The 23,662-nt window shown below is 48.7% G+C and carries 16 protein-coding genes and 1 pseudogene; 13 read left to right on the top strand and 4 right to left on the bottom strand.

Annotated elements, in window-relative coordinates:
- Positions 1 to 16: 16 nt before the first annotated feature.
- Complete coding sequence (locus tag ACFQ2I_RS14095) at positions 17 to 406, top strand: carboxymuconolactone decarboxylase family protein (protein ID WP_377565038.1); 390 nt, start codon at positions 17 to 19, stop codon at positions 404 to 406.
- 111 nt (positions 407 to 517) lie between these two features.
- Here ACFQ2I_RS14095 and ACFQ2I_RS14090 read toward each other — a convergent pair whose 3' ends face one another.
- A complete protein-coding gene (locus tag ACFQ2I_RS14090; protein WP_377565036.1) occupies positions 518 to 2,695 on the bottom strand; it encodes a helix-turn-helix domain-containing protein in 2,178 nt (725 codons plus the stop codon).
- A 291-nt stretch (positions 2,696 to 2,986) separates the two neighbouring features.
- Here ACFQ2I_RS14090 and ACFQ2I_RS14085 point away from each other — a divergent pair, with 291 nt between their 5' ends.
- The 8 genes and pseudogenes from ACFQ2I_RS14085 to ACFQ2I_RS14050 form a co-directional block, all read left to right on the top strand.
- The gene (locus ACFQ2I_RS14085; protein ID WP_377565035.1) at positions 2,987 to 4,558 is read left to right on the top strand and encodes an extracellular solute-binding protein; all 1,572 of its coding nucleotides are present in this window, start codon (positions 2,987 to 2,989) and stop codon (positions 4,556 to 4,558) included.
- A gap of 85 nt (positions 4,559 to 4,643) precedes the next feature.
- Positions 4,644 to 5,558, top strand: coding sequence for an ABC transporter permease (locus ACFQ2I_RS14080; protein ID WP_377565034.1), 915 nt, complete (start codon positions 4,644 to 4,646; stop codon positions 5,556 to 5,558).
- Positions 5,552 to 6,412, top strand: coding sequence for a carbohydrate ABC transporter permease (locus ACFQ2I_RS14075; RefSeq protein WP_377565033.1), 861 nt, complete (start codon positions 5,552 to 5,554; stop codon positions 6,410 to 6,412). Before ACFQ2I_RS14080 ends, ACFQ2I_RS14075 begins: the two co-directional genes overlap by 7 nt.
- Positions 6,413 to 6,465: 53 nt before the next feature.
- Complete coding sequence (locus tag ACFQ2I_RS14070) at positions 6,466 to 11,649, top strand: CBM96 family carbohydrate-binding protein (RefSeq protein WP_377565032.1); 5,184 nt, start codon at positions 6,466 to 6,468, stop codon at positions 11,647 to 11,649.
- 121 nt (positions 11,650 to 11,770) lie between these two features.
- Positions 11,771 to 13,723: an alpha/beta hydrolase family protein gene (locus ACFQ2I_RS14065; protein WP_377565031.1), complete on the top strand. Its 1,953-nt coding sequence runs from the start codon at positions 11,771 to 11,773 to the stop codon at positions 13,721 to 13,723.
- Between the two features lie 46 nt (positions 13,724 to 13,769).
- Positions 13,770 to 14,756 (top strand): Gfo/Idh/MocA family protein, encoded by a 987-nt coding sequence (locus ACFQ2I_RS14060; RefSeq protein WP_377565030.1) that lies wholly within the window; start codon positions 13,770 to 13,772, stop codon positions 14,754 to 14,756.
- Between the two features lie 99 nt (positions 14,757 to 14,855).
- The gene (locus ACFQ2I_RS14055; RefSeq protein ID WP_377565051.1) at positions 14,856 to 15,665 is read left to right on the top strand and encodes an AAA family ATPase; all 810 of its coding nucleotides are present in this window, start codon (positions 14,856 to 14,858) and stop codon (positions 15,663 to 15,665) included.
- A gap of 21 nt (positions 15,666 to 15,686) precedes the next feature.
- Positions 15,687 to 16,013 (top strand): annotated as a pseudogene (locus ACFQ2I_RS14050) (type II toxin-antitoxin system RelE/ParE family toxin); the annotation flags it as partial.
- Positions 16,014 to 16,102: 89 nt separating this feature from the next.
- Here the strand turns inward: ACFQ2I_RS14050 and ACFQ2I_RS14045 are convergent.
- Both ACFQ2I_RS14045 and ACFQ2I_RS14040 read right to left on the bottom strand, forming a co-directional pair.
- Positions 16,103 to 16,978, bottom strand: a complete 876-nt coding sequence (locus ACFQ2I_RS14045) for an amidohydrolase family protein (RefSeq protein ID WP_377565028.1) — start codon at positions 16,976 to 16,978, stop codon at positions 16,103 to 16,105.
- A 63-nt stretch (positions 16,979 to 17,041) separates the two neighbouring features.
- Positions 17,042 to 17,221 (bottom strand): hypothetical protein, encoded by a 180-nt coding sequence (locus ACFQ2I_RS14040; RefSeq protein WP_377565049.1) that lies wholly within the window; start codon positions 17,219 to 17,221, stop codon positions 17,042 to 17,044.
- A gap of 533 nt (positions 17,222 to 17,754) precedes the next feature.
- Here ACFQ2I_RS14040 and ACFQ2I_RS14035 point away from each other — a divergent pair.
- Positions 17,755 to 19,530 carry a cache domain-containing sensor histidine kinase gene (locus tag ACFQ2I_RS14035; protein ID WP_377565026.1) on the top strand — a complete coding sequence of 592 codons (1,776 nt, stop codon included), beginning with the start codon at positions 17,755 to 17,757 and terminating at the stop codon, positions 19,528 to 19,530.
- Positions 19,523 to 20,398 (top strand): response regulator transcription factor, encoded by an 876-nt coding sequence (locus tag ACFQ2I_RS14030; RefSeq protein WP_377565025.1) that lies wholly within the window; start codon positions 19,523 to 19,525, stop codon positions 20,396 to 20,398. The genes ACFQ2I_RS14035 and ACFQ2I_RS14030 overlap by 8 nt, the downstream gene beginning before the upstream one ends.
- Positions 20,399 to 21,289: 891 nt before the next feature.
- Here ACFQ2I_RS14030 and ACFQ2I_RS14025 read toward each other — a convergent pair.
- Entirely contained in the window at positions 21,290 to 21,631 is a 342-nt protein-coding gene (locus ACFQ2I_RS14025; RefSeq protein WP_377565023.1) for a hypothetical protein, read from the bottom strand.
- Between the two features lie 224 nt (positions 21,632 to 21,855).
- On the opposite strand from ACFQ2I_RS14025, the gene ACFQ2I_RS14020 reads away from it, so the two are divergent.
- Together ACFQ2I_RS14020 and ACFQ2I_RS14015 are read left to right on the top strand one after the other, a co-directional pair.
- Positions 21,856 to 22,779, top strand: a complete 924-nt coding sequence (locus ACFQ2I_RS14020) for an ABC transporter permease (RefSeq protein ID WP_377565022.1) — start codon at positions 21,856 to 21,858, stop codon at positions 22,777 to 22,779.
- A complete protein-coding gene (locus ACFQ2I_RS14015) occupies positions 22,779 to 23,654 on the top strand; it encodes a carbohydrate ABC transporter permease (RefSeq protein WP_377565020.1) in 876 nt (291 codons plus the stop codon). The genes ACFQ2I_RS14020 and ACFQ2I_RS14015 overlap by 1 nt, the downstream gene beginning before the upstream one ends.
- The last annotated feature ends 8 nt before the right edge of the window (positions 23,655 to 23,662 follow it).

Here is a 23,662-nt window from a genome sequence, read left to right as displayed (position 1 = left end):
AAAGGCGGAACAGGCAATGGATTCGAAAGCTTATGAGAGAGGCATGGAGATGCTGCGCAAGATGGTAGGGCCGGATGTGATGGAGGGCACGGTGGAGCGTGTCGCCAAGTTCAGCCCGGACATGGCGCGTCTGGTCGTGGAATTCCCGTTTGGCTCGCTCTATTCGCGGCCGGGGCTCGATCTGAAGCAGCGTTCGCTCCTTACCATCTCGTCCCTGGTGACGCAGGGAGCGGTGGATCAGATGGACTTCCATATCCATGCCGCGCTGAATGCGGGACTGACGCCGAATGAGATCGTGGAAGCGGTCATGCATTGCTTGCCTTACGCGGGATTCCCGAAGTCGCTCGGCGCGCTCGGCGTCGTCATTCGCATCTTCGAGGAGCGCGGCGTGACGGTGGAAGTATAGTTCACATTGAAGCAGTTATAGCGATAATGGATTGCCGCCCGTCTCCTATTTATAGAAGATGGGCGGTATTTTTTTGGCAACGATAGTGGATCGCTGTGTCGAATTATCGTTTTATTCTTCTTGCTTGGAGTATTCTTTGCGATATTCCGTCGGGGTCAAGCCTGTATATTTACGAAACATGCGAATGAATGGATTTTTGCTTTGGTAGCCTACCTGGCTTGCGATATCCTGAATTTTTTGATCGGTTGAGGCAAGCAACTCTTTCGCTTTGCTCATGCGCAGTTGATTTAGGTAATCTTTAAAGTTGATGCCGATTTTTTCCTTGAAGTAGGTGGACAGGTAGCTTGTCGTAATATTCATGTTGTCGGCGATCATCTCTTGGGAGATTTCTTTGTCATAGTTTTGGTTCAAGTAGTCGATGACGAATGCAATCCAGTCCTCTTGCCGTCGCTCCGGAAGCTGGCTAGTGACCCCTTCAAGGACCTCATCTAGCAAAGCTTGAAATTGTTCATAGCTATAACAGCTTTCCATTTTCTTCAATGCCTCCTCGGCGTCTGAAGTGGCCATACCGAGAGGGTGTATGATCTGAATGATTTTATTGATAATCAGATGGGCGAGAAGCTTGTACTGCTTGCGTGCAGCCTGCCTGGATGCCAGTCTGGACAACTTGTCGGCGATCCAATCCTTGGCTCTGGTCACGTTGCCCGATGAGATATATCCCTGTAATTCTTGCTCCATAGCGGGCGTCAGATATACGTTCTCGGGTTTCTCGTTGTAATCAATGATTTGTAGTTGATCATTCAGTTGACGAAGCTGGACTCGGTTTTGCGCTTGTTGGAATGCTTTCGTTAAAGAGTCGGAATCATGACATACATCACTGATGCCTATCGTGAAAATACAATTGTGGCTGTCCCACTCTAACGTATTGGCGATTGGAGTCAAGAGGTTGTCAATTTGCTCTTGATAGGGTTCAGAGTTGTCCGACTTATGCAAGAAAACAATAGATGAGATTTGTTGCTTGTCCATTTGAAAGGTCAATGATGTCTGCCCAGATAAACTTTGGCGCACAAATTCGCAAATAAAGGAGCGCGCATGCTCTTCCTTGAACGTGGGCTCCGCATACATTTGCGGTTGGAAAAAAACATCAATCACAATAAATAGATAAGGCATATCTGTAAAATCGCTTGGAAAAGAAGACATGCCCGGTGTCCTGATTTCTTTCAGCCTGTTCGTGAATGCATAGTAATTGAGCAAGGAACCGCTCTCATGCAAGTGGCGGCTGATCGATTTGAATTCCGTGATGGAATGGGATACATGCGATACCGGGTCTTTGATCGCTTGCAATATATGTCTGACGGGATTGCTGATTAATCGGCTGAAGAAGACCGATCCGAATACACTTACGGCTAAAGCGGCAATCAACGCGGGAATCAGCAGGAAATATAATTCGGTCAATTCTTGCTCTACCAGGCTTCGATGCACTTGATCGGTATAACGCAGACCGGTAGAAGGCCCCTCTTGGGCAAAATAGTAGTAATCGCCAATGCGTGAATAGTCGATAAAATCTTGTTGTAATAAGGTGTCCGATGTATGACTGACTGCACGTTGCGTACGATCATGAATCCAGAAGTTGGAGCTGAACTCGTGATGATAATGAAGGGTACTTTCTCTTTCGTTAATAAAAGCGATCATAAACAGATTTTTCATAAACGGATTTTTGAGAATCAGGGCGATGACCGGGATATCATGATTACCCACATCCACCACAGACGGGTTTAATGTTGCATTCGTAATTTCGAAATGATCGGGTTGTGAAAAAATCTCCTGCCATTGTGAGTTGGAGAATCGGCTTGGATTTAATGTGTATCGGTCAAAGATCAGGTTGGCATCTGTCATCCCGCGCTTGGAGAGCACGGAGTCAGGGTTTTGAAACACCACATAGATGTTTTCGATTCGCAGATGAGGGTTGTTTCGAATCGCATCATTCAGTTCAGTATGAATAGCTTTTACATTCAACGGATTCAACTTCCGTGAATCGTACTGCAAGCTGGAATTAAGACTTATAATCGATTCTGTATTATAGAGGCTCAACATCACATTTCTGGTCGCCATGAACGTATATTCGTACTGTTCGACCGTTCGGTTGAGGTTCATTTGGTTATAGGAGATCATTCGATCCTGATATTTGTTTTTTATAATGTAGAAAGAAATGGAAAAAAGCGAAACCAGTGAAATCGTAATAGCAAAGAAACTCAACAATAACCGATTAAATAGGGAAAGCGGTTTCATGAATAAACCTCCTTCGATGTTGGCGCGATCGCTTTTTTGTCCTTGACTATCTATTCGACGTCCTGATTGCGGTAACCTTTTGTGCTTTGCAACTGGGGAAAGTCCCAATTATTTAACCGGGTATCTATTCTTTAACTATTGCAAGAAAAGGCGCTAAACCAATGTTTTAAGTCTTGAGCAGCCTGAGGGCAGTAGCTAGAATGAGTGCAGGCCCATAGAGCAAGTGAGAGTGAGCTCATCTGCTCAGACCCAATCTTATACCAATAAAAAATGAAAAGGAAGGGTGTAAAAATGAAAAGAGTTCAAAAAAGAGGAATCCTGACGGCTTCCATGTTCATCATCCTTTGTATGATTTTCATCGCATGTTCAAACAGTTCTCCTCCAAGTTCAAGTCCGTCAAGCAGTCCGCAAGCTTCATCGGAAGCTTCACCGGACGCCAGCAGCCCCAATGCTGTCGAAGGAAATGAAAGCGTTTTTAAGCTGCCTGAACCGGTCACAGTCAGTCTAATGACGAACGCTGCTGAATTCAATAATGATTTGCTGGTATATCAGAATATTTTTGAAGCGACAAATATCCGTATAGACGGACAATATCCGGCAGGCAATTATGCAGACTCGCTTGCTCTTGCTATGGCTGGAGGGGATATTCCTGATATCATTTTTATGAACGCGAATAACTTGCCTAAGAAATACGGCTCTCAAGGAGCATTGGTTGACTTTAATGAGTATTTGGATCAAATGCCTAACCTGAAAGCTTTTTGGGAAGAAAGGCCGGACTTGAAGGAAAGAGCCACTAACTATGATGGGAAAACGTATCAAACGATTACCGACGGTTTGAGCTATGGCAACAATCTGGTGTGGATGTACCGAAAGGATATTTTTGAAAAGCATGATATTGGAATACCATCCACATGGGATGAACTTCATGAAGTTTTGCGAACATTGAAAGAACTGTATCCGGATAGTTCTCCGTTGACCTTCAGAGATCATTTCGGGACGATCGACCATCGCATGCTCCCATCATTCGGGATTGTCCAAAATGTTAGTTACCGATTGGGCACTGATGAGCTTATGTTCGGACAGGTACAAGATGAGTACCGTGATATGCTGGGCTATCTCAATCAATTTTATACCGAAAGACTGATGAATCAGGATTTCCTGTCAACCACAGTACAGCAGTGGAGTGAAGTGATGACCACAGACAGGGCATTCATTACCGTTGATTACATCGGCCGGATGCAGACGCTGACAGAGGCGATGCAGACCGAAGGAGCGCAATTGGCGATGATGCCGCCTCCGGCAGGGACTGACGGACCGGCGTATCTGGCCAATATGAGTTATATGATTGGCGGATTCACCGTATTTAAAAATTCACCGCATCTGGACGCCGCTCTTCACTATGTCGATTTTATGTTTTCAGATGAAGGTTCGGAGATCGTGAGCTGGGGGAAACAAGGTGAAACCTGGGATATTGTCGATGGACGGAAGCAGATTATTGTCGGTGAGGATACTTTATCGTTGAGACAAGCAACCGGAATTGGAGGATTTGGCGCTTACGGAAAGTTTGATTCGGAAGCGACAATGAGCTTACTCCCACAAGAGTATCTGCCTTATTATGAGGAGGTTTTAGAGTATATCTATCCGGAGGACATTGTCCCATCCTTTAATGAAATAGAGACTGAAAGGCTGGCCGTTCTGGAAGATCAACTCGGCAAGTACAGAGAAACTGCAGTATCCCGATTTATTCTTGGTGATCGCCCGCTCTCGGAATGGGATCAATATGTTCAGGAAATGGAACGGTTGGGACTTCCGGAAGTACTGGATCTATACAAAACAGCATTTGAACGTATGAAAAACTTTTAAACTGCTTTAGGGGCATGTTTGAGAATCGGCGCCGGATTCAGTCTGCCTGAATCCGGCGCCAATAAGCGAGCAAGGAGGAAAGTGGATGAGAAACAGCCACGGCATCATAAAGAGAATTAAGCATGATCGGATTCTTCTCTACATGCTCATTCCTGGTGTAGTATATTTCTTGATTTTTAAGTATCTTCCTATGTTTGGAGTTCTGGTAGCTTTTAAAAACTTTAATGTTTTTGCCGGGTTTATGGACAGTGAATGGGTAGGTCTGCGTTATTTTAACATGTTTTTTAACAATCCGGACGCTTGGCCGATTATTCGCAATACATTTTTGCTAGGCATTTATCGCATCGTGTGGGGGTTTCCTGCACCTATCATTCTGGCGTTACTGCTTAATGAGGTACGGATCCATCTGTTCAAACGTTTTGTTCAGACACTCAGCTATATGCCACATTTTATTTCAACGGTCGTCGTAACCGGTATGGTGATCATGTTTTTATCACCTACGAACGGTATCATCAATTTGTTTTTGGGTAAGTTCGGTATTGACCCTGTCGCTTTTTTGCAAAGAGCCGATTGGTTTCGAACGATTTATATCGCCTCGGATATTTGGCAAGAAGTGGGATGGGGGTCTATTATTTACCTCGCTGCGCTGACTACGATCGATCCCAGTCAATATGAAGCTGCAGCGATAGATGGGGCAAGCCGCTGGAAGCAGACGATTCATGTAACGCTTCCCGGGATTATTCCAGCTATTGTGATTTTATTCATACTTAGGGTGGGGAATGTGCTGGAGACAGGCTTTGAGAAAGTGTATTTGCTTTACAACCCCGCTACTTATGAAAAGGCGGACATTATGGCGACCTATGTTTACCGTGTAGGACTGACGCAAGGCAATTATTCCTACGGGACGGCCATTGATTTGTTTACCGGCGTGATCGGTTTGATCTTTGTCGTGGCGGCCAATTATATGGGCAGGAAAGCGGGGGGCAACAGCTTATGGTAAATCGAAAAATGACCTGGTTTGACTACGCCAATATCGTCTTTTTGTCGGTGCTGAGTTTGTCGATGCTTTATCCGTTCATTTATATGATGGCTGTATCACTCAGTGACAGTGCTGCTGTGCTCCGCAATGAGGTCACGATTTTTCCGAAGGGGTTTTCCTTGTCCACCTATAAGGCGGTGCTCAGTGACATTAACGTGCTTCGCGGCTATCGGAACACGATCCTGTATGTTGTATTAGGAACAGCCATTGCGATTGCGTTAACAGCTTTAACGGCTTATCCACTCTCAAGAAAAGGATTGATTTTCGGTAAGAGCGTCACGTTAATGATCGTGTTTACGATGCTCTTCAGCGGAGGTATGATCCCTACCTTTCTCGTCGTCAGATCTCTTGGAATTATGGATACGATCTGGGCGATGGTTTTACCGGGAGCGCTCAGTGCATGGTTTCTGTTTGTGATGCGAACCTTTTTTATGGGAATTCCCAATGAATTAATTGAATCAGGCAAAATGGACGGGCTGAATGACTTTGGCGTGCTGCTTCGCATAGTGTTGCCCTTGTCCAAGCCGGCGCTTGCGACGATCGGTTTGTTCGTTGCCGTAGCGATATGGAACAACTTTATGTCTGCACTGTTGTATCTGCGTTCGGAAAATTTGTTTCCGCTTCAAGTCATCATTCGAAGATTGCTGGAAACAGGATTATTAACCGGACAAATGAACGGCGGTGATGAGGAAATGGTCGATCAAGGGCTGAAATTTACGACCATTATGGTAGGTACTTTGCCTATATTAATGGTGTATCCTTTTTTGCAGAAGTACTTTGTAAAAGGGGTGCTGATCGGGTCAGTTAAAGGTTGAGCGAGCGGATGTGCAGAATTCTGAACTTTAGCCAATAGAAGGAGACGATTATAATGAAGAAAATGAAAAGACATTTTACTTTGTTTACAGTTTTCGTCATGGTGATAACGTCCTTAAGTTTCGGAACGTCAGTCGTTGCTCAGGAAGCAGAAAAAGGGTTCGCAGATGTCGTACAGACGGATCGCTGGGCAGTCCTGTCCGGCACAGCGCAAACTCCTCTAATTGATGGGGTGCTTGATGACGAGATGTGGTCGAATGCCGTTCAATTGAGTGATTTTGTTCAAGTATATTCCGCTGAAGCGGCAGCTTACACGACGGAAGTTCGCTTGGCTTACGATGCGAACAATTTCTATATTGGCGTGAATGCCTTGCCTCCTGAAGGTGAGGACGAAGCACAAGAGCTCTTCGAACAGATGGAGTTGATCTTGAGTCCGAATGCAACGGCGGAATCATTTTATCAAATATCCATCCCAATCTCTAACCGTGCGACAGAAACGGAAGCTGGTCTGAAGTATGAAGTGTTCTGGGATAAGCAGCATCGGGAACCTCGCCGTGCAAGCATCCTTCCTGGAGATTACTCGCTTGCAACAATACAGGCAGATGGTTCCTGGAGCGCCGAGCTGGCAATTCCCTTCTCGACTTTGGGTGTGCAACAGATCGAGCCCGGGGAAGAATGGAGATTTAATGCGATTCGCTTCCGGGAAGGGGCATCCCCCGTAAGCACATGGGCTCCTGTAAGAACAACTTCCTTTCGAGACTCCGATTCAGACGCGAATCGTGAAACGATGCGCGCTTACAATTTGAACTTCTATGCTTCTTATGAAGGAAGAATGGGCAGTCTGTTCTTTGCTCAACCGTCCATAGAAGATATCTGGGGCGTAAGCAGCAGTGACATGATTTCTCCCTGGTATCCTGAAGATATTGGATTGGGCTATAAAAGTTTCAGAGAGAAAGAGCTTGTTTTCACATTGGAACAATTAACTGTGACAGCGGATCAATTAGCATTGAGCTGGCGAGACCCACAAGGTCAAATGAGCCAGGTAGATCATGTTCAAGTTGACACGATCGGAGATCGGGTTCATGTTACGTTCGAGCATCCCGTGCCCAGGGAGGAAGGGACATACCAGCTGTTTATGTTGCTCTCTTCTGATCAAGAGCCACGGTACGCCGTTGTTTCCTTTGATCAGAGGGGAATGATTTCTGCGGGCAATGAACGGTATTCGAATGAACTTGTGATCGAGAAAACACAAATCGAATATGAACCTGCTTCGCAACAAGTTCAAGATTTGCTCGCTATTATTCCCGATCGCATGGGATTCCGTTTTTCTGGCATCCCGCATGATGGCGAGGAAAGAACAGATGGGGTATACAAGTGGAGTCCATCCAATCCGTTCCAGTTAGTCACGGTCAAAGATCAGGTCGTCTATCCCAATGACGAGTATCCGGAGGACAAGATCATGACGGTGACGAACAAACGGGGAGAAGAGGTGGAGTATCCTTATTACGAAGATGAGCAGGGACGACGTTATTTTGTGTCGGGACACTTGTGGTTTCAACAGAGGGAATATGCACTTATAGCTACGAGAAATTTGGCGAAGAATGATCCGCTCGGCGCTGCTCGTGTGTTATACCGTTGGGCGGAGCTTTATCCGGGATATGTGCCTGTTAATGACTTTATTTGGCGGAATTATCCGATTGACGTAGAGAATGCCCCGCCCAATCCGTTCTGGGGTGGTATTTTGACCAGATGGCATTTCAATGAATTGTATAATTTAGGTCATCTGGTCGAAGCGTTTCATGAAGTGCGAAAAACGAACGCATTCGAATTGCTTAGTAATGAAGTGGGCGAAGATGTGGAAGAGAAACTTATCGAAGATGTCTTCCGTCCGGAAATTGAATTTGTCCAATCGTACCCGATTGTAAATTCCAATATGGATAAGCAGTTGTGGAAAGGGTACATTACGCTGGCACGTGTCCTGAATGAACCTGATTTTATACATAAAATCGCAGCTTTAATGGAAACTTTCTTTACCAATCAATTTCTTTCTGATGGGTTTTGGAAGGAAATCACGCAAGACTATCATAAGCAGTCGATCAATGGTTTAGTAGAAGGAATAGAAATGATCAATGGTTGGAGTGATCCAGAGGGCTATGTTTCACCGCGTTCCGGCACACGATTTGATAACCTGGATATGGGTGAACTGTTTCCGGCGTTAGGTAAATCGCAAGTGCTTTCACGGATGCTGACCTATCCGGATGGGAAATTTATGCCGATCCAGGACACGTGGGCATTTTCAAAGGAGTCCAATCCACTTTTGAATACGGGTTCCTTTCTGTTGCCGGCATCGGGGATCAGTAAATTGACCCGGGGACAAGGTGATGCTCAAGCACAGTTATATATGAATTTTGTGCCAAAATATGGTCATAATCACTGGGATCCGTTAAACTTGGGTCTGTACGCAGAAGGTCAGGAGTTATTGCCGGATATTGGATACTCTTACACAAGGTATCGCAGGTTGTTCAACACGACGTTTGCCCACAATACGGTGTTGGTGGACAGCAAGGATATGAACACATCTGGTGAAGCTATACATGGAGGAAATATATCCGTGTTCGCTCCGATTAATGAAGAGGTTCAGGTCGTACGAGCCAACCAGGAGTCCGCCTATTTGCAAACGAGCCAATACGAAAGGGAACCTTGGTTCATTGGGTTTGAAGGGGCTGCAAACAATGAAGGGTATATTCTGGACATCTTCCGAGTGGCCGGTGGCGACCGTCATGAATATACGCTGAACGGCGACGCCAACCGCGATGCCGCGTTCGAAACGGATATTCCGCTAACGGAATATGGTCCGTATTTCTACCCTGAAGGTACGAATGTGATCGAACCGGCAACCGAGTATGATACCGGAAGTGCTGATGGTCAGTATTATGGATACATGTATTTGGAAAATGTAAAAAAAGGCGACGTGGATAACGGCCAATATGAATTAACCCTCCACACGGAAGAAGACGGTCAAGAAAAAGCGAAGTTGAAAATTACCGGATTTGTGGAAGACGGGCAAAATGAACTCTTTGTCGGAGAGTCCCCCTCGATCCGTGCCACCCGATTAAATGGGCGAAGTGAGGATTTAAATCATCGTTTGAAAGAATTTTACATGCCCAAGTATGTGTTGCGCAGAGACGGAAATGATCTCAGAAGTACGTTTGTGACCCTGCTGGAACCTTATTCAGGAGAAGAAGCGAACATTGATAACATTGAACTTATCGATCGCGGGGAGTTGAGGGAAGGTGATGTGGCAGTTGCTGTCACATACGGCAATACCACAGATTACATTCTTAGCTCGAACCATCCGAATGAACTGCTAGAAGCAGGAGATCTCAAGATGCGAGGAAAGATGGGCTTTGTTCGCGTGGTTGATGGAGAAGTCCGGGACATGCATCTCGTGGGAGGTGACTTGCTGCAATCAGGAGCTGATACACTCGAAGGCGAAGGAACGTTGGAGGGCAATGTATCGGGTACGATGCGTCGCGCAGACGGGGATGCCTACAACGGATTTGTCACAAATTCACAAGTTTCTGAAACGATGGCGGGCAAATATATTGTGGTGACCCATCCTGATCAAAGCACGCGCGGATATCGCATTGACGAGATTATCCAGGATGGCGCGCATTCCATTATTTCCATTGCGGATCATGACCCCGGCTTTATCTTCCATGGGGACGGTTCTTCGGAGATGATGTTCTATCCTGCGAAAAAGTGGACGGGAACGCATACGTTCTATATCGACGATATTACAGGAAGTAATAAGGAAGTATTACAATCTGTCGACATTGATGCAGAAGAAACGAACTTGATCGTGGGTGACAGGTTGGTTTATACGCTGCAAGGAACGCTAAGTAGTGGTGAAATTGTAGATCTGTCTAGTGCATTCAAGCAACTTCGTTCCAGTAATCCCGAAGTCATTTCCGTTAATGAAAGAGGGGAAGTATTTGCAGTTAGTGCGGGTACGGCAGTGATTGAGGTGGATGTGTTCCTCAATGGAGTCAAAAAAACAGCGGAGCTGCAAGTTTCCGTTCGCGAGATTCCATGGATAGACTATAACTTTAATGATTTGAATATGACCGATCAGAGTACAACCACACGTTTTTTTGCGGCTTCCAATACCGTACAGTTTGAAGCATCGGAAGAAGGCCATTCGATCACTTTTGAGTTTGAAGTCCCACGGACTGCAGAATTTGAGTTAGGTTTGAAAAGTTTCAAAGCTGCAAGTTATGGCATCTATACGATCAAGATCAATGGGGAACCTTTGATGGATTATGATTTCTACTCCCCTGTTTCTGGCGCAAATACGACATTTGAGTCGCTTGGAACGATCTTGCTGGAGCAAGGAATGAATCAAATCAGCTTTGAAAACATTGGGAAACATGAGGAATCTACCAACTATAAGATGGGAATCATTCAGTTGAGATTATCTGATTCAGAAGATCCAGAGATAGTCAAATTGGAAGAGCTTCAGGAACAGTTGGAAGCTTATATTGCTTCCGGGGATGTGGGAGGCCCTCTTGTTAACCAACTGACCAATCGCATGGCTCAAGTCCAGCATCACTATTCAGCTGGCCGAATAGCACAAGCATACAAGCATCTGGAAGATTTCCTGAAGCATATGAACAATCCGCCTATGCAACAGAATATTGAAGCGGACGCCAAGCAAACCTTGGAACAAATGGTGAGAGAGTTGCTGGCTCAGTATGTTACGGTCGAGCCTACAGACGATGCCAGTGTGCGGGGCGGGATACATGCGGATAACAATTATGGAAGCGCTAATCAAATCCGAATTTACGAAGGACCGAATGCCAATACGAGAAGAAAGGGATATGTGCAATTTCAGCTACCAGCGCTTGAGGACGTAGATCGTGCGACTTTAAGACTGTATGGTGGGACGAATGGCGACCATGCAACTTTGAATATTCACGTGCTATCAGATCATGCATGGAGCGAGTCCGGCATAACGTGGAATACAGCTCCAATGTCCGGGACGCTTGTCGGCACGCTGCAATTCACCGGGACCGAACAGTTTTGGGATCTCGACGTCTCCCCCTATGTGCAGAGCGGGATGTCCGATGGAGTGTTCTCCTTCATGCTGGACACGGAGGATGAAGGAGTTTTCATCGATCTTCACAGCAAAGAAAACATCAATGGTCCGCAGCTCATCCTCAGACATTACGACTATTGAAGTAGGGCCTTCTGGAGCTGAGCAAGCCTGATTTTGTTGCAACCTGAAACGGATCGTCTGCCGCACCTTCTAGCAGGGCGTTGCGGACGATCTGTTTTACGGAGAAAGGGGAACATGTACGATGCATATAACAGACTATCTGATACGGATTGCAGAGGAAATAACTGATCAGCCTTTACCAAGCTTCTCCGACTTGGCTGAATTTCAGATTTGGCGCAAACAACGGCAGACTGAGTTTCACAAGATGATCGGAATTGAAACGTATTTACATACCCCGCGAACGGACTTGAATGTAACGCGAACAGGAACCTTGCAAAGAGAGGAATTTCGGATTGAGAAATTGTATTACGAAAGTCTCCCGGGCCTTTATGTAGCAGGGAATTTGTACATTCCGAATGAGCTTGACCAGCCTGCCCCGGCCTTACTCTATTTGTGCGGTCACTCTCCCACTCAAAAAGTTTCTTACCAGGAACATGCGCGAAGATTTGCCCAACTCGGTTTTGTCGTTCTGATTCTGGATACGATCCAGTTCGGCGAAGTGGAAGGTATCCACCACGGCACGTATCGTCATGGGCATTTCAACTGGATTAGCCAAGGGTATACGCCGGCTGGCGCGGAAGTATGGAACGCTATACGCGGGCTGGATTTGCTGGAGGAACTTCCGGAAGTGGACAATGATTGTCTGGGGGTTACCGGCAATTCCGGAGGCGGCTCGATGAGCTGGTGGACTGCTTGTGCAGACGACCGGATCAAGGTTGTGGCGCCATCTTGCGGAACGGGGACCATCGCCTCCCATATTCGCGAGCAGACGATTAACGGACATTGTGATTGTGTACATCCGAACAACCCATATGGCCGCTCGCTGATTGAATGGGGAGCGCTCATCGCGCCCCGGCCGCTGTTGATCGTTTCGCCTGACCGTGATCTTTTGTTTTCAATCGATTCGGTTCGTCTTGTATACGACAGATTAAAGGTACTCTACCAAAACCTTGGATTCGAAGATGCGATATCGATGATGGAGTTTCGAGGACCTCATGGATATAGTCCGGAATCCAGAAAGTCCGTATCACAATGGTTCCTGCGTCATCTGAAAAATCAGGAAGCGGAGTTGGAGCAGATCGCCGATTTCGACGGGATTACAGAAGCCGAGGATGATCTTCTTGTGTTTGGAGGCAATCCGCCTGCCAATGACCGTTCAACTTCTGTACAAGATTGGTTTATTCCTGTTGCAGAAGCGGGGAAATTTGCCGGGATTTCTTCTTCAGATGAACTGAAGCTTGCGAAGCAGAAGCTTATATCTGATTTGAAAGCGGAATGTTTTGCGACATTTCCGGAAGAACCCGTTTCGCCAAGCGTTGTCGTGAGGCAGCAATCACTGGATAACCGCAATCATTGGCATCATAAAATTTCTTACCAGACGGAAACGGATATACAGCTGAATGGAAATGTGAAAGGAAGACTGGACACCGAGCATTTCCCATCGCCTGCGACGATATATTTTCGCTCGGCTACAGAATATCGCAGGCAAGAATCGATCTCAGCTCTCGAAGGACTGGATGAAAAATGGCTGAAGATTCAGCTTGATTTGCGCGGGATCGGTTCGACTTCCTGGTCGCCGGAGCTGAATTGGTACGTGAGAAGATCATTGGCACTGACGGGAAGAACGGTTGCTTCTATAAGAATATGGGACGCGCTGCAAGGGATTCGAGCGGTGAGATCATTGCCACATGTCGATGAGGAACAGATCGCGCTTGCCGGTAAAGGTGAAATGGCCGTTGTGGCCATGTATGCCGCATTGCTTGACGGGAACATCGACACGGTAATTTTACAGGATGCGCCGGCAAGCCTTCACATGCCTGGCGATGGAGATGGCCTGGATCCCGCAACGGAAGTGATGAATGGCTTGCGATATGCGGATCTGCTGGATATCGCAACACTGCTCTGGCCGACACGAGTTGTTTTCCTTGGCGACAGGCCGTCATTCTACCAGAAGGCGGAAGATGTACATCGGCGTTTAGGAAGCCCTGGCGGAGTGTGGCGAGTGAAAACGTTGGCAGAATGGAGAACACCTTAAGCACGAGGGACAGCCGTATACTAAGAAAGAGTAGGAGGGGATTGTTATGAGCACGAATTATAAAGTAGCTATTATCGGCGGCGGGGCAATCGCTGAAGCGCATCTCAAGGCGTTGCGCGAAGTGGAACAAGTGAAGGTAGTGGCGATTGCTGAGAAAAACGAGAGTCGTCTGTCCTATTTGACAGAAAATTACGAGAGTATAACTTTTTACACAGATTATGGAGAACTTCTTGAGCGGGAACATCTCGATATTGCCATTATCACATTGCCTCATTATCTTCACTGTGAGTCTGCGATCCGGGCGGCTGAAGCGGGCTGTCATATTATTTTGGAGAAACCAATGGCATTACATACACAACAATGCGACGCGATTATAGAGACGGCTAGGCGCAAGCGAGTGCAGGTGCTTGTTGGGCATACACAGCATTTTTTTGCGGAGAATCGTGCAGTGAAGAAAGTGGTTGACTCTCAAGAGTTAGGCCAGCTGGTGATGATAACGGATACACGGCATGTTGATTACTATAAGAGCAGTCGGCCAGACTGGTTTTTGCAAAAAGAGCTGTCGGGCGGCGGTATTCTGACTAATCTTGGCTCGCACTCCGTAGATAAGCTGCTGTGGTTTACGGGTTCGCCGATTGTGGCAGTGAAAGCTCAGATGACATTTCTGGGTGACAGGGGAGATGTGGAAGGCAGCGGAATCGTCATGCTTGAGCATGAGAACGGTTTATGCACGACGATCGCTCAATCGGGATACAAGGGCAGCTCCAATCATATAACCGAATTGTCGTTCACAGCCGGGCGAATCCGGCTGCAAACAGGAGTTGGAGCGTGGATCAGTCGGGGAGATGCGGACTACGAGCCGTTGCCAACAGAAAAATTGGCTGCGCCGCTCGCGCTGCAAGTCTATGATTTGATTGAAAGTATCGAGACGGGTCGCGAACCGTTATGTACAATGGAATACTCGCGCTCTATTGTTGAAGTTGTTGAAGCGATGTACCGCTCTCATGAAAACAGACGTGAAGTGAGGCTCTGATCCGCAGGGCCAGCCCCATCTTTTTGCAGCGAAGAATATAGTACAATGGGAACAGATTGTCCCATATGGGCATAGAAGGAGGCGGTTGAGTTGGAACAGATGAAAAAGCTGCCTATCGGAATAGACGACTTTCAGAAAATAGTGATTGGAAAGTACTATTACGCAGATAATACGTCGTTATTGCAACAATTGGATAATAGTGGAGCAGAGGTTACTTTGATCACTCGTCCCCGCCGGTTCGGCAAAACGTTGACGCTCAGCATGGTCAACTGTTTTTACAATGTGAAAGAAAACTGCCGGGGGTTGTTTGCCGGTTTGCAGGTAGAGGGGCAGCCGATTTTCGCTGACGCGGCGCATTATCCGGTCCTGTTCTTCAGTATGAAGGAGTTGAAGGATACAGCCTGGGAAACCACTTATGAGAAAATCAGTTTGTTGATGCAAGATTTGTACAGAAATCACAATGAAGTAACGGCTATATTGGAAGATAGCGAGCGCGAATATTTTGCAAATATCAGGAACAAGAAAGCAAGCAATGCGGAACTGCAACTGTCACTTAAAAAACTGACCGACTATCTGGAAAGATACTATCAGAAAAAAGTGATCGTGCTAATTGACGAATATGATACTCCGATCATCAGCGGATACAGCCACGGTTATTTTGAGCAAGTTATCGGATTTATGAGGAACTATCTCAGCGCTGCACTGAAAACCAACTCCAGCTTGAACTTTGCGCTGCTCACCGGGATTACCCGGGTCAGGAAGGAGAACATTTTCAGCGGGTTGAATCATCTGGATACGGCTTCTGTTGTCAACGGAGGCTACGGGGATCAACTCGGAAACTTATGGGTGAGCTTGCAAAAGGCAAACAATCCGGAGAAGAAAATGGTTGGCTTTCAGCTAGTGATGTGAGAGCGCCTCAAAGCACTTAAAGACCTAGATGATATTTGGGAATATATTGTAGAAGATTTAGACAATTCTGAAGCGGCAATGAATGTAGTAAGTCGAATTATGGACGCAGTATATCGTTTACAGGATTTTGCCGAATCGGGAGCCAAACTTTCCTCTATTGTTGATATCGAGAGTGATTATCGTTTTTTGGTATCGGGCAATTATCTTGTGTTTTATCGGGTACTTCCTCCAGATGTTTATATTGACCGTGTGCTTTATGGCAGACGAGACTATGTAAACATCTTGTTTCATATGCAACGATTGATTTCCTTAGGTTTACTTAAGCCGCTGTTCTGGAGCAGAACATGATGGAGTTGCTCTATCATGGAAACTGAGGATGCTCGACGAAGAGAGGGCTGTTGGATATTCTCCAACAGCTCTCTCTTCGCTTCCTTCCCTTAAAGCTGCTCCAATCGCTGCGCGATTCGCGGGAATACGCGGAATGCATTGCTGTAGAATACGTCGTTGTGATGCTGCTCGGGCACAAGCTGACGCACGAAGTCGATATAGACGTCGATAGGCGCCAGCGGCCAGTCGGTGCCGAACAGCATCTTGTCGTAGCGATCCGCATAGATGAGCGCTCGGCGGAAGTGATCCATGAACAGCTGCTCGCTCTCGAAGCGGGCGAACTGCCGCTTCTCGCCGACGAGCAAGCCGGACAGGTCGGCGTAGACGTTCGGATTCTTGGATACGACCTCCGCTGCATCCATCACCCACGGATCTCCCAGATGGCAGAGCATGATGCGAACGTCTCTCTGCTGATAAGCGAGCTCGTCGACCGTCAGCGGATGGGAATACTTCAGCAGTCCGTTGATGGAATAGGTGTCGCCCGTATGGATGACGATGGGCACGTCGTATTGCTTGGCCAGCTCATAGATGGGCCCGTATACAGGGTCCGTCACATAATAATGGTAGTAGCCGGCATACAGCTTAATGCCGGCCACATCCGGCGAAGCGAGGCGCCGCTCGATCGCGTCCAATTGCTCCAGACTGTTCGGAGCAGTCAGCTGGACGGGATTAATGCCGACGCATTCCATCAGGAATGGCGGCATCGGCTGGGCCAGGTCCAGCGCCATTGGATTGCTTGCCGTCGTATCGGGGAATGCGCCTCGGGATTGCTCCTCTACACCCATGCCGATACCCAGCACCACATCATTGTCCGCGAATTCCGCTTGCAGTCCTGCCACGCTATAATCCACGCCCGACAGATCCCGTGCCGTATGGTGGAAGCTCTCAATGTCGGACATATGAATATGAACATCTATAATTGGCATTGTCGACCAACCTCCCTGATCTCTACTGATTGGCTTGATGTCCAGCGAGCGCGAGCTGTCGGCTTACCAATCTAACCTCTCCAGACTGGGGAGCAGCGCTTCGGTCTGCAGCACGGTCGGGATGAAATTCATCAGATGAACGGAGTCGTCTTTCTTCTCCCAGAAAAACCCGCATTTTTTATACAGCGGAACGGCCTTCGTATTCCCTGCCCATGTGAACAGATCAAGCCGTGGCCAGCCCATCTCGACCGTCTTCTTAACGACAGTGAGGATGAGCGACTTTCCGACCTTATGCCGTGATAAGCGGGACTGACGTTCCATAATGGCACATAGAGTGCGCCTTCATCATGCTTATAGTACGCGAAGCTGCAATAGCCGACTACTCTCTCCCCGATCACAGCCAAGAATACATGCAGATTGTCGCCGTTCTCGATCTCTCGCGCCACCATCTCCGCCGTGCGCACATGATTGCCGCCGCCCCAGCTGTCCTGGCTTTCGTTCCACATATTTGCAATAGCTCCGGCGTAACTTGACTTGACTCGTACTCCACAATTCGCAATTGTGCAATGGATGGCATTCGGTTCATGTTCTCACCTCGAATAAATATTGCATTCCTTTTCATTAATTGTAAGTCACCTGGGAGTGATGGTAAAGTAGCCCAATTCGCTATAACTGATCTTGACCTGGCTGAAGAATACATGTTCATTAACACTGCGCTAACATGCCCCCGTTATACTGTGTGGATATTGGTTAAAGCTGAAGGGGATGAGTCAGTCATGCTTCGCTTTTTGCGCCGGCATTCCATCAAGTGGCAGCTTGTCAGCATAGGTCTAATCGTCTTCCTGGGGGTGAGCGCCATCAGCGCACTCTCGTACTGGCAGTACAGCAAGCTGATCTATGACAAGAACAACGATAATACGAAGGAATTGCTGCTCACGATACGCAATAATATCGGAACCAATGTCAATGCGATGAATCGGGTGATGGCTGCGATCGGCTACAACGAGATCGTTCAACAATATATAACGGAGCAGGATCCGGTGACTCGGTATGAGCTATATAACCAAATATCGAAGCTGATCGTCAATCTGAAATCGCTGAAGCAGGGCATTGTCGATGTAGCCATCATCGGGCTCGAAGGCAACTCCTTCAACTGCAACGGCTGTGCGGAAGCCATTCCGAAGAGTGAAATTCCAGAGCGGTCGAGCGGCTATTACTATACGGCGGAGCAATGGAATGGAACCAGGGTGGAGCGGGGAATCGTTGCGGCGCTGCCGGTGTATTCCATGGGAGGATACAGCGCATTCGGCATCAAAATCGGTTATGTGCTGCTGCTGGCGGACGTCTATGCGATCGCGCCTGAGATTCGGACCATCTCCCAGAAGACGTCTGGGCAATTCTATATCCTCGACCGTGAGGATCATGTGTACTCCAGCAACGATTTATCCAGCATTGGCGGCACATTGGCGCCATTCCTGACCGATCCCGGGATGAAGTGGGGGACAAGGCGAATGGGGGACGACGGAGTGACGTATGTCGTCCATCGGGAGCCACTGCCGGAGCTGGGAGGCGCTATTGTGAGCAGAATTCCGGTGAGTGAGCTGTTCTCGGGGATGGAGGACGTGAAGCGGATTATTTTCTATAGTGTGGTTGCGCTGCTGCTGATCGTGCTGCTGTTCTTCTGGCGGGTGAGCCGGCATATTCTGGAGCCGCTTCGCAAGTTCATCCAGTTCATCTATTCCATCCGGGTAGGCGGATCATTCGGCTTCCAGGAGCGCTTATCGCTGGAGGGGTATAAGGAGATTACGCTTATGGCAAGCAAGTTCAATCTGCTGCTGTACGAGATCGACACGTTGACGGACAAGCTGGTGCATGTGCGTACGCGATTAATGAAGCTGGAGCTGATGAAGCAGGCGGCGGAGCTGGCTTTCCTTAAGAGTCAGATTCAGCCCCACTTCCTATACAACACACTGGAGACGATGAAGGGGATAGCGGCTTATAAGGAAGTGGACGAGCTGTACGATATGGCAGACGGTCTGGCGGAAGTGTTCCGCTACAGTGTGAAGGGAGAGGACACGGTGACGCTGCGTGAGGAGGTCGCTATGGTGGATGCGTACTTGAAGGTGCAGCAGATCCGGTTCGGCGATCGGTTCGAGACGGTCCGCTTATACGGGGAAGAAGTGCTGTCCTGCCATGTGCCGAAGATGGTGCTCCAGCCGGTCGTCGAGAACGCGCTCTTGCACGGCATTGAACCGAGCATGACGAAGTGCACGCTTGCGATCAGCTGCCGGAAGGATGCTTCGGGCGGTCTGGTCATTACAGTTCGGGATGACGGCGTAGGCATGGATGAAGCTGTGCTGAAGCGAATTCGCTTGAAGCTGAGCGATCATGAGCAGGAGCTTGAGGTGAAGGACCATATCGGACTTGTCAATGTAGACAAGCGCTTGCGATTCCTGTATGGGGCCGACGGTGCGTTAGTGATAGACAGCATGCGCGATGAAGGGACGGTCGTGACGATGACGATTCCATTAAGAGGTGAACAGAATGTATAAAGTACTACTGGTCGATGATGAGAGGTGGATTGTAGAGAGCTTGAAGAAAGCGCTGGACTGGGAGGGGTACGGCTTCCGGATAGCAGGCGAGGCTTATAACGGGGTGGACGCTTACGATCGCATTGCGGAGCTGCAGCCGGATCTGGCGTTCGTCGATATAAGGATGCCGGGCATGAACGGATTGGAGCTGATTCAGAAGGTGCGGGAGCAGGACTATGCGATCGAAATGGTGGTGGCAAGCGGCCACGCGGAGTTCGAGTATGCGCGCAAGGCGATGAATACGGGCGCTGCTGGCTATTGCATCAAGCCGTTCCATCGCGGAGAGCTGGCCGAAGTGGTGCAGCGGATTAAGAAGCGGCTGGACAAGCAGTCGGAGAAGAGGGCAGCGTCTACTCGGCAGGCGCAGCAGCTAGGGGGGCTGCCGGAACAGCAGCCGAGGCAGCATGAAGCGGGAATGCAGGCGCAGCAGTCGGGGCAGCCCGAGACGGGAATGCAGGTGCAGCAGCCGGAGCAGTTGTCAGAACAGGGGCCGTTTCTTCAAGAGAAGAAAGGCAATCCGCAGCTGAGAGAGATCCTGAGCTATCTGCAGGAGAACTATTATCACAACATCACGGTGCAGAGCGTATCCAAGCGATTTTTTATGCATCCCAACTACTTGAGCCAATTGTTCAAGAAAGAGATGAAAACGAATTTTACACAGTATGTGACGTCCATGCGGATGGCATGTGCGCAGCGTCTGCTGCGCGAATCAGAGCTTCCTGTGAGCGATATTGCGGAACGGACGGGCTATCGCGACTACTTCTACTTCGCAAGAACGTTTAAGAAGCACACAGGCATGACGCCGACCGCTTATCGGGAAGCGCAGTGATGCTCGCAGTCCGATCATTTCCCTATAGAAGAAGCCAAGAGGTTCCCATCGCGTATTGGAATCCTCTTGGCTTTTTGGCATCGGCGTATGGTATTGCGGCTTTTTTATGGTAATAGAATTTATATAATTTTGGGGTTGGAGTTGTCTTTCAACTCGACTTATTTTGGGTGAAGTGTGCGAATGGTGAGCTGCAGGGGATGTGACCTCGGTTGGAGCAAGTAAAGTGTGCGAATGGTGAGCTGTAGGCGATGTGACCTCGGTTGGAGTTAGGAAAGCGGGTGAGTGGTGGGCTGCAGAGGATGTGACCTCGGTTGGAGATAGGAAAGTGTGCGAATGGTAGGCTGTAGGCGATGTGACCTCGGTTGGAGCACGGAAAGTAGCTAGTTGTCTGGTTGCAAGGGATGTAGCCTCGGTTGGAGGGGGAAAAGTAGGCGGACGGTGAGCTGTAGGCGATGTGACCTCGGTTGGAGATAGGAAAGTGTGCGAATGGTAGGCTGTAGGCGATGTGACCTCGGTTGGAGTACGGAAAGTAGCTAGTTGTCTGGTTGCAAGGGATGTAGCCTCGGTTGGAGGGGGAAAAGTAGGCGGACGGTGAGCTGCAGGCGTTGGACGGTTGCCACAGCGCTTATTTGGCTCATAAGGGGCTATTATGCTGGCTAACGAATGCCCTGGAGCTTATGGAGCGTAGAAAGTGCGATATCGTATGTTACTGCGTGAAATAGGCTCCAAGGCAACCTTTACAGCAGAAATAGTGGAATTGGAGCGTAATAAGCTCGATGGCAGCCGTAAGGGGGTTTTCTCATGTATGGAGAGAGTAGTCTCCGAATGGGAGCATGCGAGATTGAAGAGAGGTGTAAAAGGACGCCGTTAGGCGATTTTCTCTCAAATGACCTATGCGATCGCGTCAGCAGTGTATGCAGCCACCACTAAAGTGGCGGAATCGCGTGCGATCGCGTCAGCAGTGTATGCAGCCACCACTAAAGTGGCGGAATAGCGTGCGATCGCGTCAGCAGTGTATGCAGCCACCACTAAAGTGGCGGAATCGCGTGCGATCGCGCCAGCAGTGTATGCGGCCACCACTAAAGTGGCGGAATAGCGTGCGATCGCGTCAGCAGTGTATGCAGCCACCACTAAAGTGGCGGAATCGCATGCGATCGCGTCAGCAGTGTATGCAGCCACCACTAAAGTGGCGGAATCGCGTGCGATCGCGTCAGCAGTGTATGCAGCCACCACTAAAGTGGCGGAATCGCGTGCGAGCCGGAAGAGAGTAGTTAACGAACGCGCTCGCTCATCTTCGAAAGGCCTCGATTGAGGTTTTTTTATTGATTAGATGTAAAGATGATATGTCCATACAACGCATGAGGAATGTTCATATGAGCCTTCGGCTGCTTCCGATATAGTGGGGTTATACGGCACGGCAACACCATTGCAGCCACAGAAGAAGGGGAGATGACGCCATGACGAAGCGCTCGAGACAATGGAGGCGAATAGCCGATTACAAATATTTTTATATTCTGGTGCTTCCGCTGCTGCTCTACTACTTCATCTTCGAATACGTGCCGATGTACGGCATTATGCTCGCGTTCAAACAGTTCAACTATGCGACGGGCATTATGGGCAGCGAATGGATCGGTCTGGCGAACTTCAGGGAGATCTTCCAACTGGAAGACTTCTGGATCGCCTTCCGCAATACGCTTATTATCGCCTTCGGGCGCTTATTGATTGAATTCCCGGTCCCCATCATCGTCGCGCTGCTGCTGAATGAGGTACGCAAGGCGAGAATGAAGAAGTTCTATCAAGTTGTCTACACGTTCCCGCACTTCTTGTCATGGGTCATTGTGAGCGGCATTCTGATTAACTTCCTGGGATCGGCGGGCGTGCTGAACCAGTTGCTTGCCATGATGGGCTTCGAGAAGCTGAATCTGCTCGTGGACCCTTCCTCGTTCCGCGGTCTGTTGTTCGGCAGCAGCATATGGAAGGATATGGGGTGGGGCGCTATCATCTACCTGGCGGCGATTGCCAGTATTCCGCCTTCCCTGTACGAAGCGGCAAGTATAGACGGAGCGAATCGCTTCCAGCAGATGGTTCATGTCACTTGGCCGATGCTGAAGCCGACTGTCGCCATCTTGCTCATTCTGAATGTAGGCGGCATGATGAGCTCCGGAGGCGGCGGATTCGACCAGATCTTCAACCTGTATAACCCGGCGGTCTATGAGGTCGCAGATATATTGGATACTTATGTGTACCGGCGCACGTTCGCCGTAGGATCGAGCTATGGCACATCCACCGCGATCAGCTTGTTCAAGGGCGTCATTAACTGCATTCTGCTTGTCGCCGCGAACCGTGCGGTGAAGCGAATCGGACAGGAGGGGCTTGTCTAATGAGAAGAAAAATGAACGGGGCGGACTATGCGATACATGCGGTTTTGCTGCTACTGGCTTTCATGATGATTCTGCCCTTCTACAACGTGGTCATTACGTCATTCGCCCATCCGTCCGCCGTCGCGAAGCAGAGCTTCTATCTCATCCCGACCAGCTTCGATCTGTCCTCGTATCAGATGGTGTTGCAAGGGAGTTATATCGGAACGGCTTATCTTAATTCGGTAATCGTTACAGTTGCCGGAACAATCGTCAATATGCTGGTGACGACCTGCGGCGCGTACGCCTTGTCCAAGAAGGGGATGCCCGGCCAGAGGATCATGATGTCCGGCATTATCTTCACGATGCTGTTCAGCGGCGGCCTTATTCCCTACTATCTCACGATCAAAGGGCTGCATCTGATCAATACGATGAGCGTCATGATCTTGCCGCTCGCGGTCAATACGTTCTTCCTGATCATTATGATCAATCACTTCCGCAGTATTCCGCCGAGTCTGGAGGAGTCCGCGAAGATAGACGGCGCCAACGATATATTCATCCTGTTCCGTATCGTGCTGCCGATCTCGCTGCCGACGATGGCTGCTATTACGCTGTTCTATGCGGTGGCTCGTTGGAACGAATGGTATCATGCCATGCTGTTCGTGATGGAGCCCGAGATGCATCCGCTGCAGCTCTACCTCAGGGAGATGCTGATGGATGTGACGAAGATGGCCCGCGACGATATGAGCGCTACGATGATTGCTCAGCTGTCCAACACGTATCCCGACGGGATGAAGATGGCTAGCGTCATTATGACGATGGCGCCGATCATGCTCGTCTATCCAATACTGCAGAAGTATTTCGCAGCGGGGGCGACGCTTGGCGCCGTGAAGGAATAGCCGGTTAT

It is taken from the genome of Paenibacillus chungangensis (genome assembly GCF_042675905.1).
Taxonomy (GTDB): Bacteria; Bacillota; Bacilli; order Paenibacillales; family Paenibacillaceae; genus Pristimantibacillus; species Pristimantibacillus chungangensis.
Note: the sequence above shows the minus strand (reverse complement) of the source record. Positions and strands in the feature narration are given on the sequence as shown.

Excerpts from the sequence above, each read along its gene's own strand:
- ACFQ2I_RS14095 (WP_377565038.1), top strand. The coding sequence starts at position 17 with ATGGATTCGAAAGCTTATGAGAGAGGCATGGAGATGCTGCGCAAGATG.
- ACFQ2I_RS14090 (WP_377565036.1), bottom strand. The coding sequence starts at position 2,695 with ATGAAACCGCTTTCCCTATTTAATCGGTTATTGTTGAGTTTCTTTGCT.
- ACFQ2I_RS14085 (WP_377565035.1), top strand. The coding sequence starts at position 2,987 with ATGAAAAGAGTTCAAAAAAGAGGAATCCTGACGGCTTCCATGTTCATC.
- ACFQ2I_RS14080 (WP_377565034.1), top strand. The coding sequence starts at position 4,644 with ATGAGAAACAGCCACGGCATCATAAAGAGAATTAAGCATGATCGGATT.
- ACFQ2I_RS14075 (WP_377565033.1), top strand. The coding sequence starts at position 5,552 with ATGGTAAATCGAAAAATGACCTGGTTTGACTACGCCAATATCGTCTTT.
- ACFQ2I_RS14070 (WP_377565032.1), top strand. The coding sequence starts at position 6,466 with ATGAAGAAAATGAAAAGACATTTTACTTTGTTTACAGTTTTCGTCATG.
- ACFQ2I_RS14065 (WP_377565031.1), top strand. The coding sequence starts at position 11,771 with ATGCATATAACAGACTATCTGATACGGATTGCAGAGGAAATAACTGAT.
- ACFQ2I_RS14060 (WP_377565030.1), top strand. The coding sequence starts at position 13,770 with ATGAGCACGAATTATAAAGTAGCTATTATCGGCGGCGGGGCAATCGCT.
- ACFQ2I_RS14055 (WP_377565051.1), top strand. The coding sequence starts at position 14,856 with ATGAAAAAGCTGCCTATCGGAATAGACGACTTTCAGAAAATAGTGATT.
- ACFQ2I_RS14045 (WP_377565028.1), bottom strand. The coding sequence starts at position 16,978 with ATGCCAATTATAGATGTTCATATTCATATGTCCGACATTGAGAGCTTC.
- ACFQ2I_RS14040 (WP_377565049.1), bottom strand. The coding sequence starts at position 17,221 with ATGGGCTGGCCACGGCTTGATCTGTTCACATGGGCAGGGAATACGAAG.
- ACFQ2I_RS14035 (WP_377565026.1), top strand. The coding sequence starts at position 17,755 with ATGCTTCGCTTTTTGCGCCGGCATTCCATCAAGTGGCAGCTTGTCAGC.
- ACFQ2I_RS14030 (WP_377565025.1), top strand. The coding sequence starts at position 19,523 with ATGTATAAAGTACTACTGGTCGATGATGAGAGGTGGATTGTAGAGAGC.
- ACFQ2I_RS14020 (WP_377565022.1), top strand. The coding sequence starts at position 21,856 with ATGACGAAGCGCTCGAGACAATGGAGGCGAATAGCCGATTACAAATAT.
- ACFQ2I_RS14015 (WP_377565020.1), top strand. The coding sequence starts at position 22,779 with ATGAGAAGAAAAATGAACGGGGCGGACTATGCGATACATGCGGTTTTG.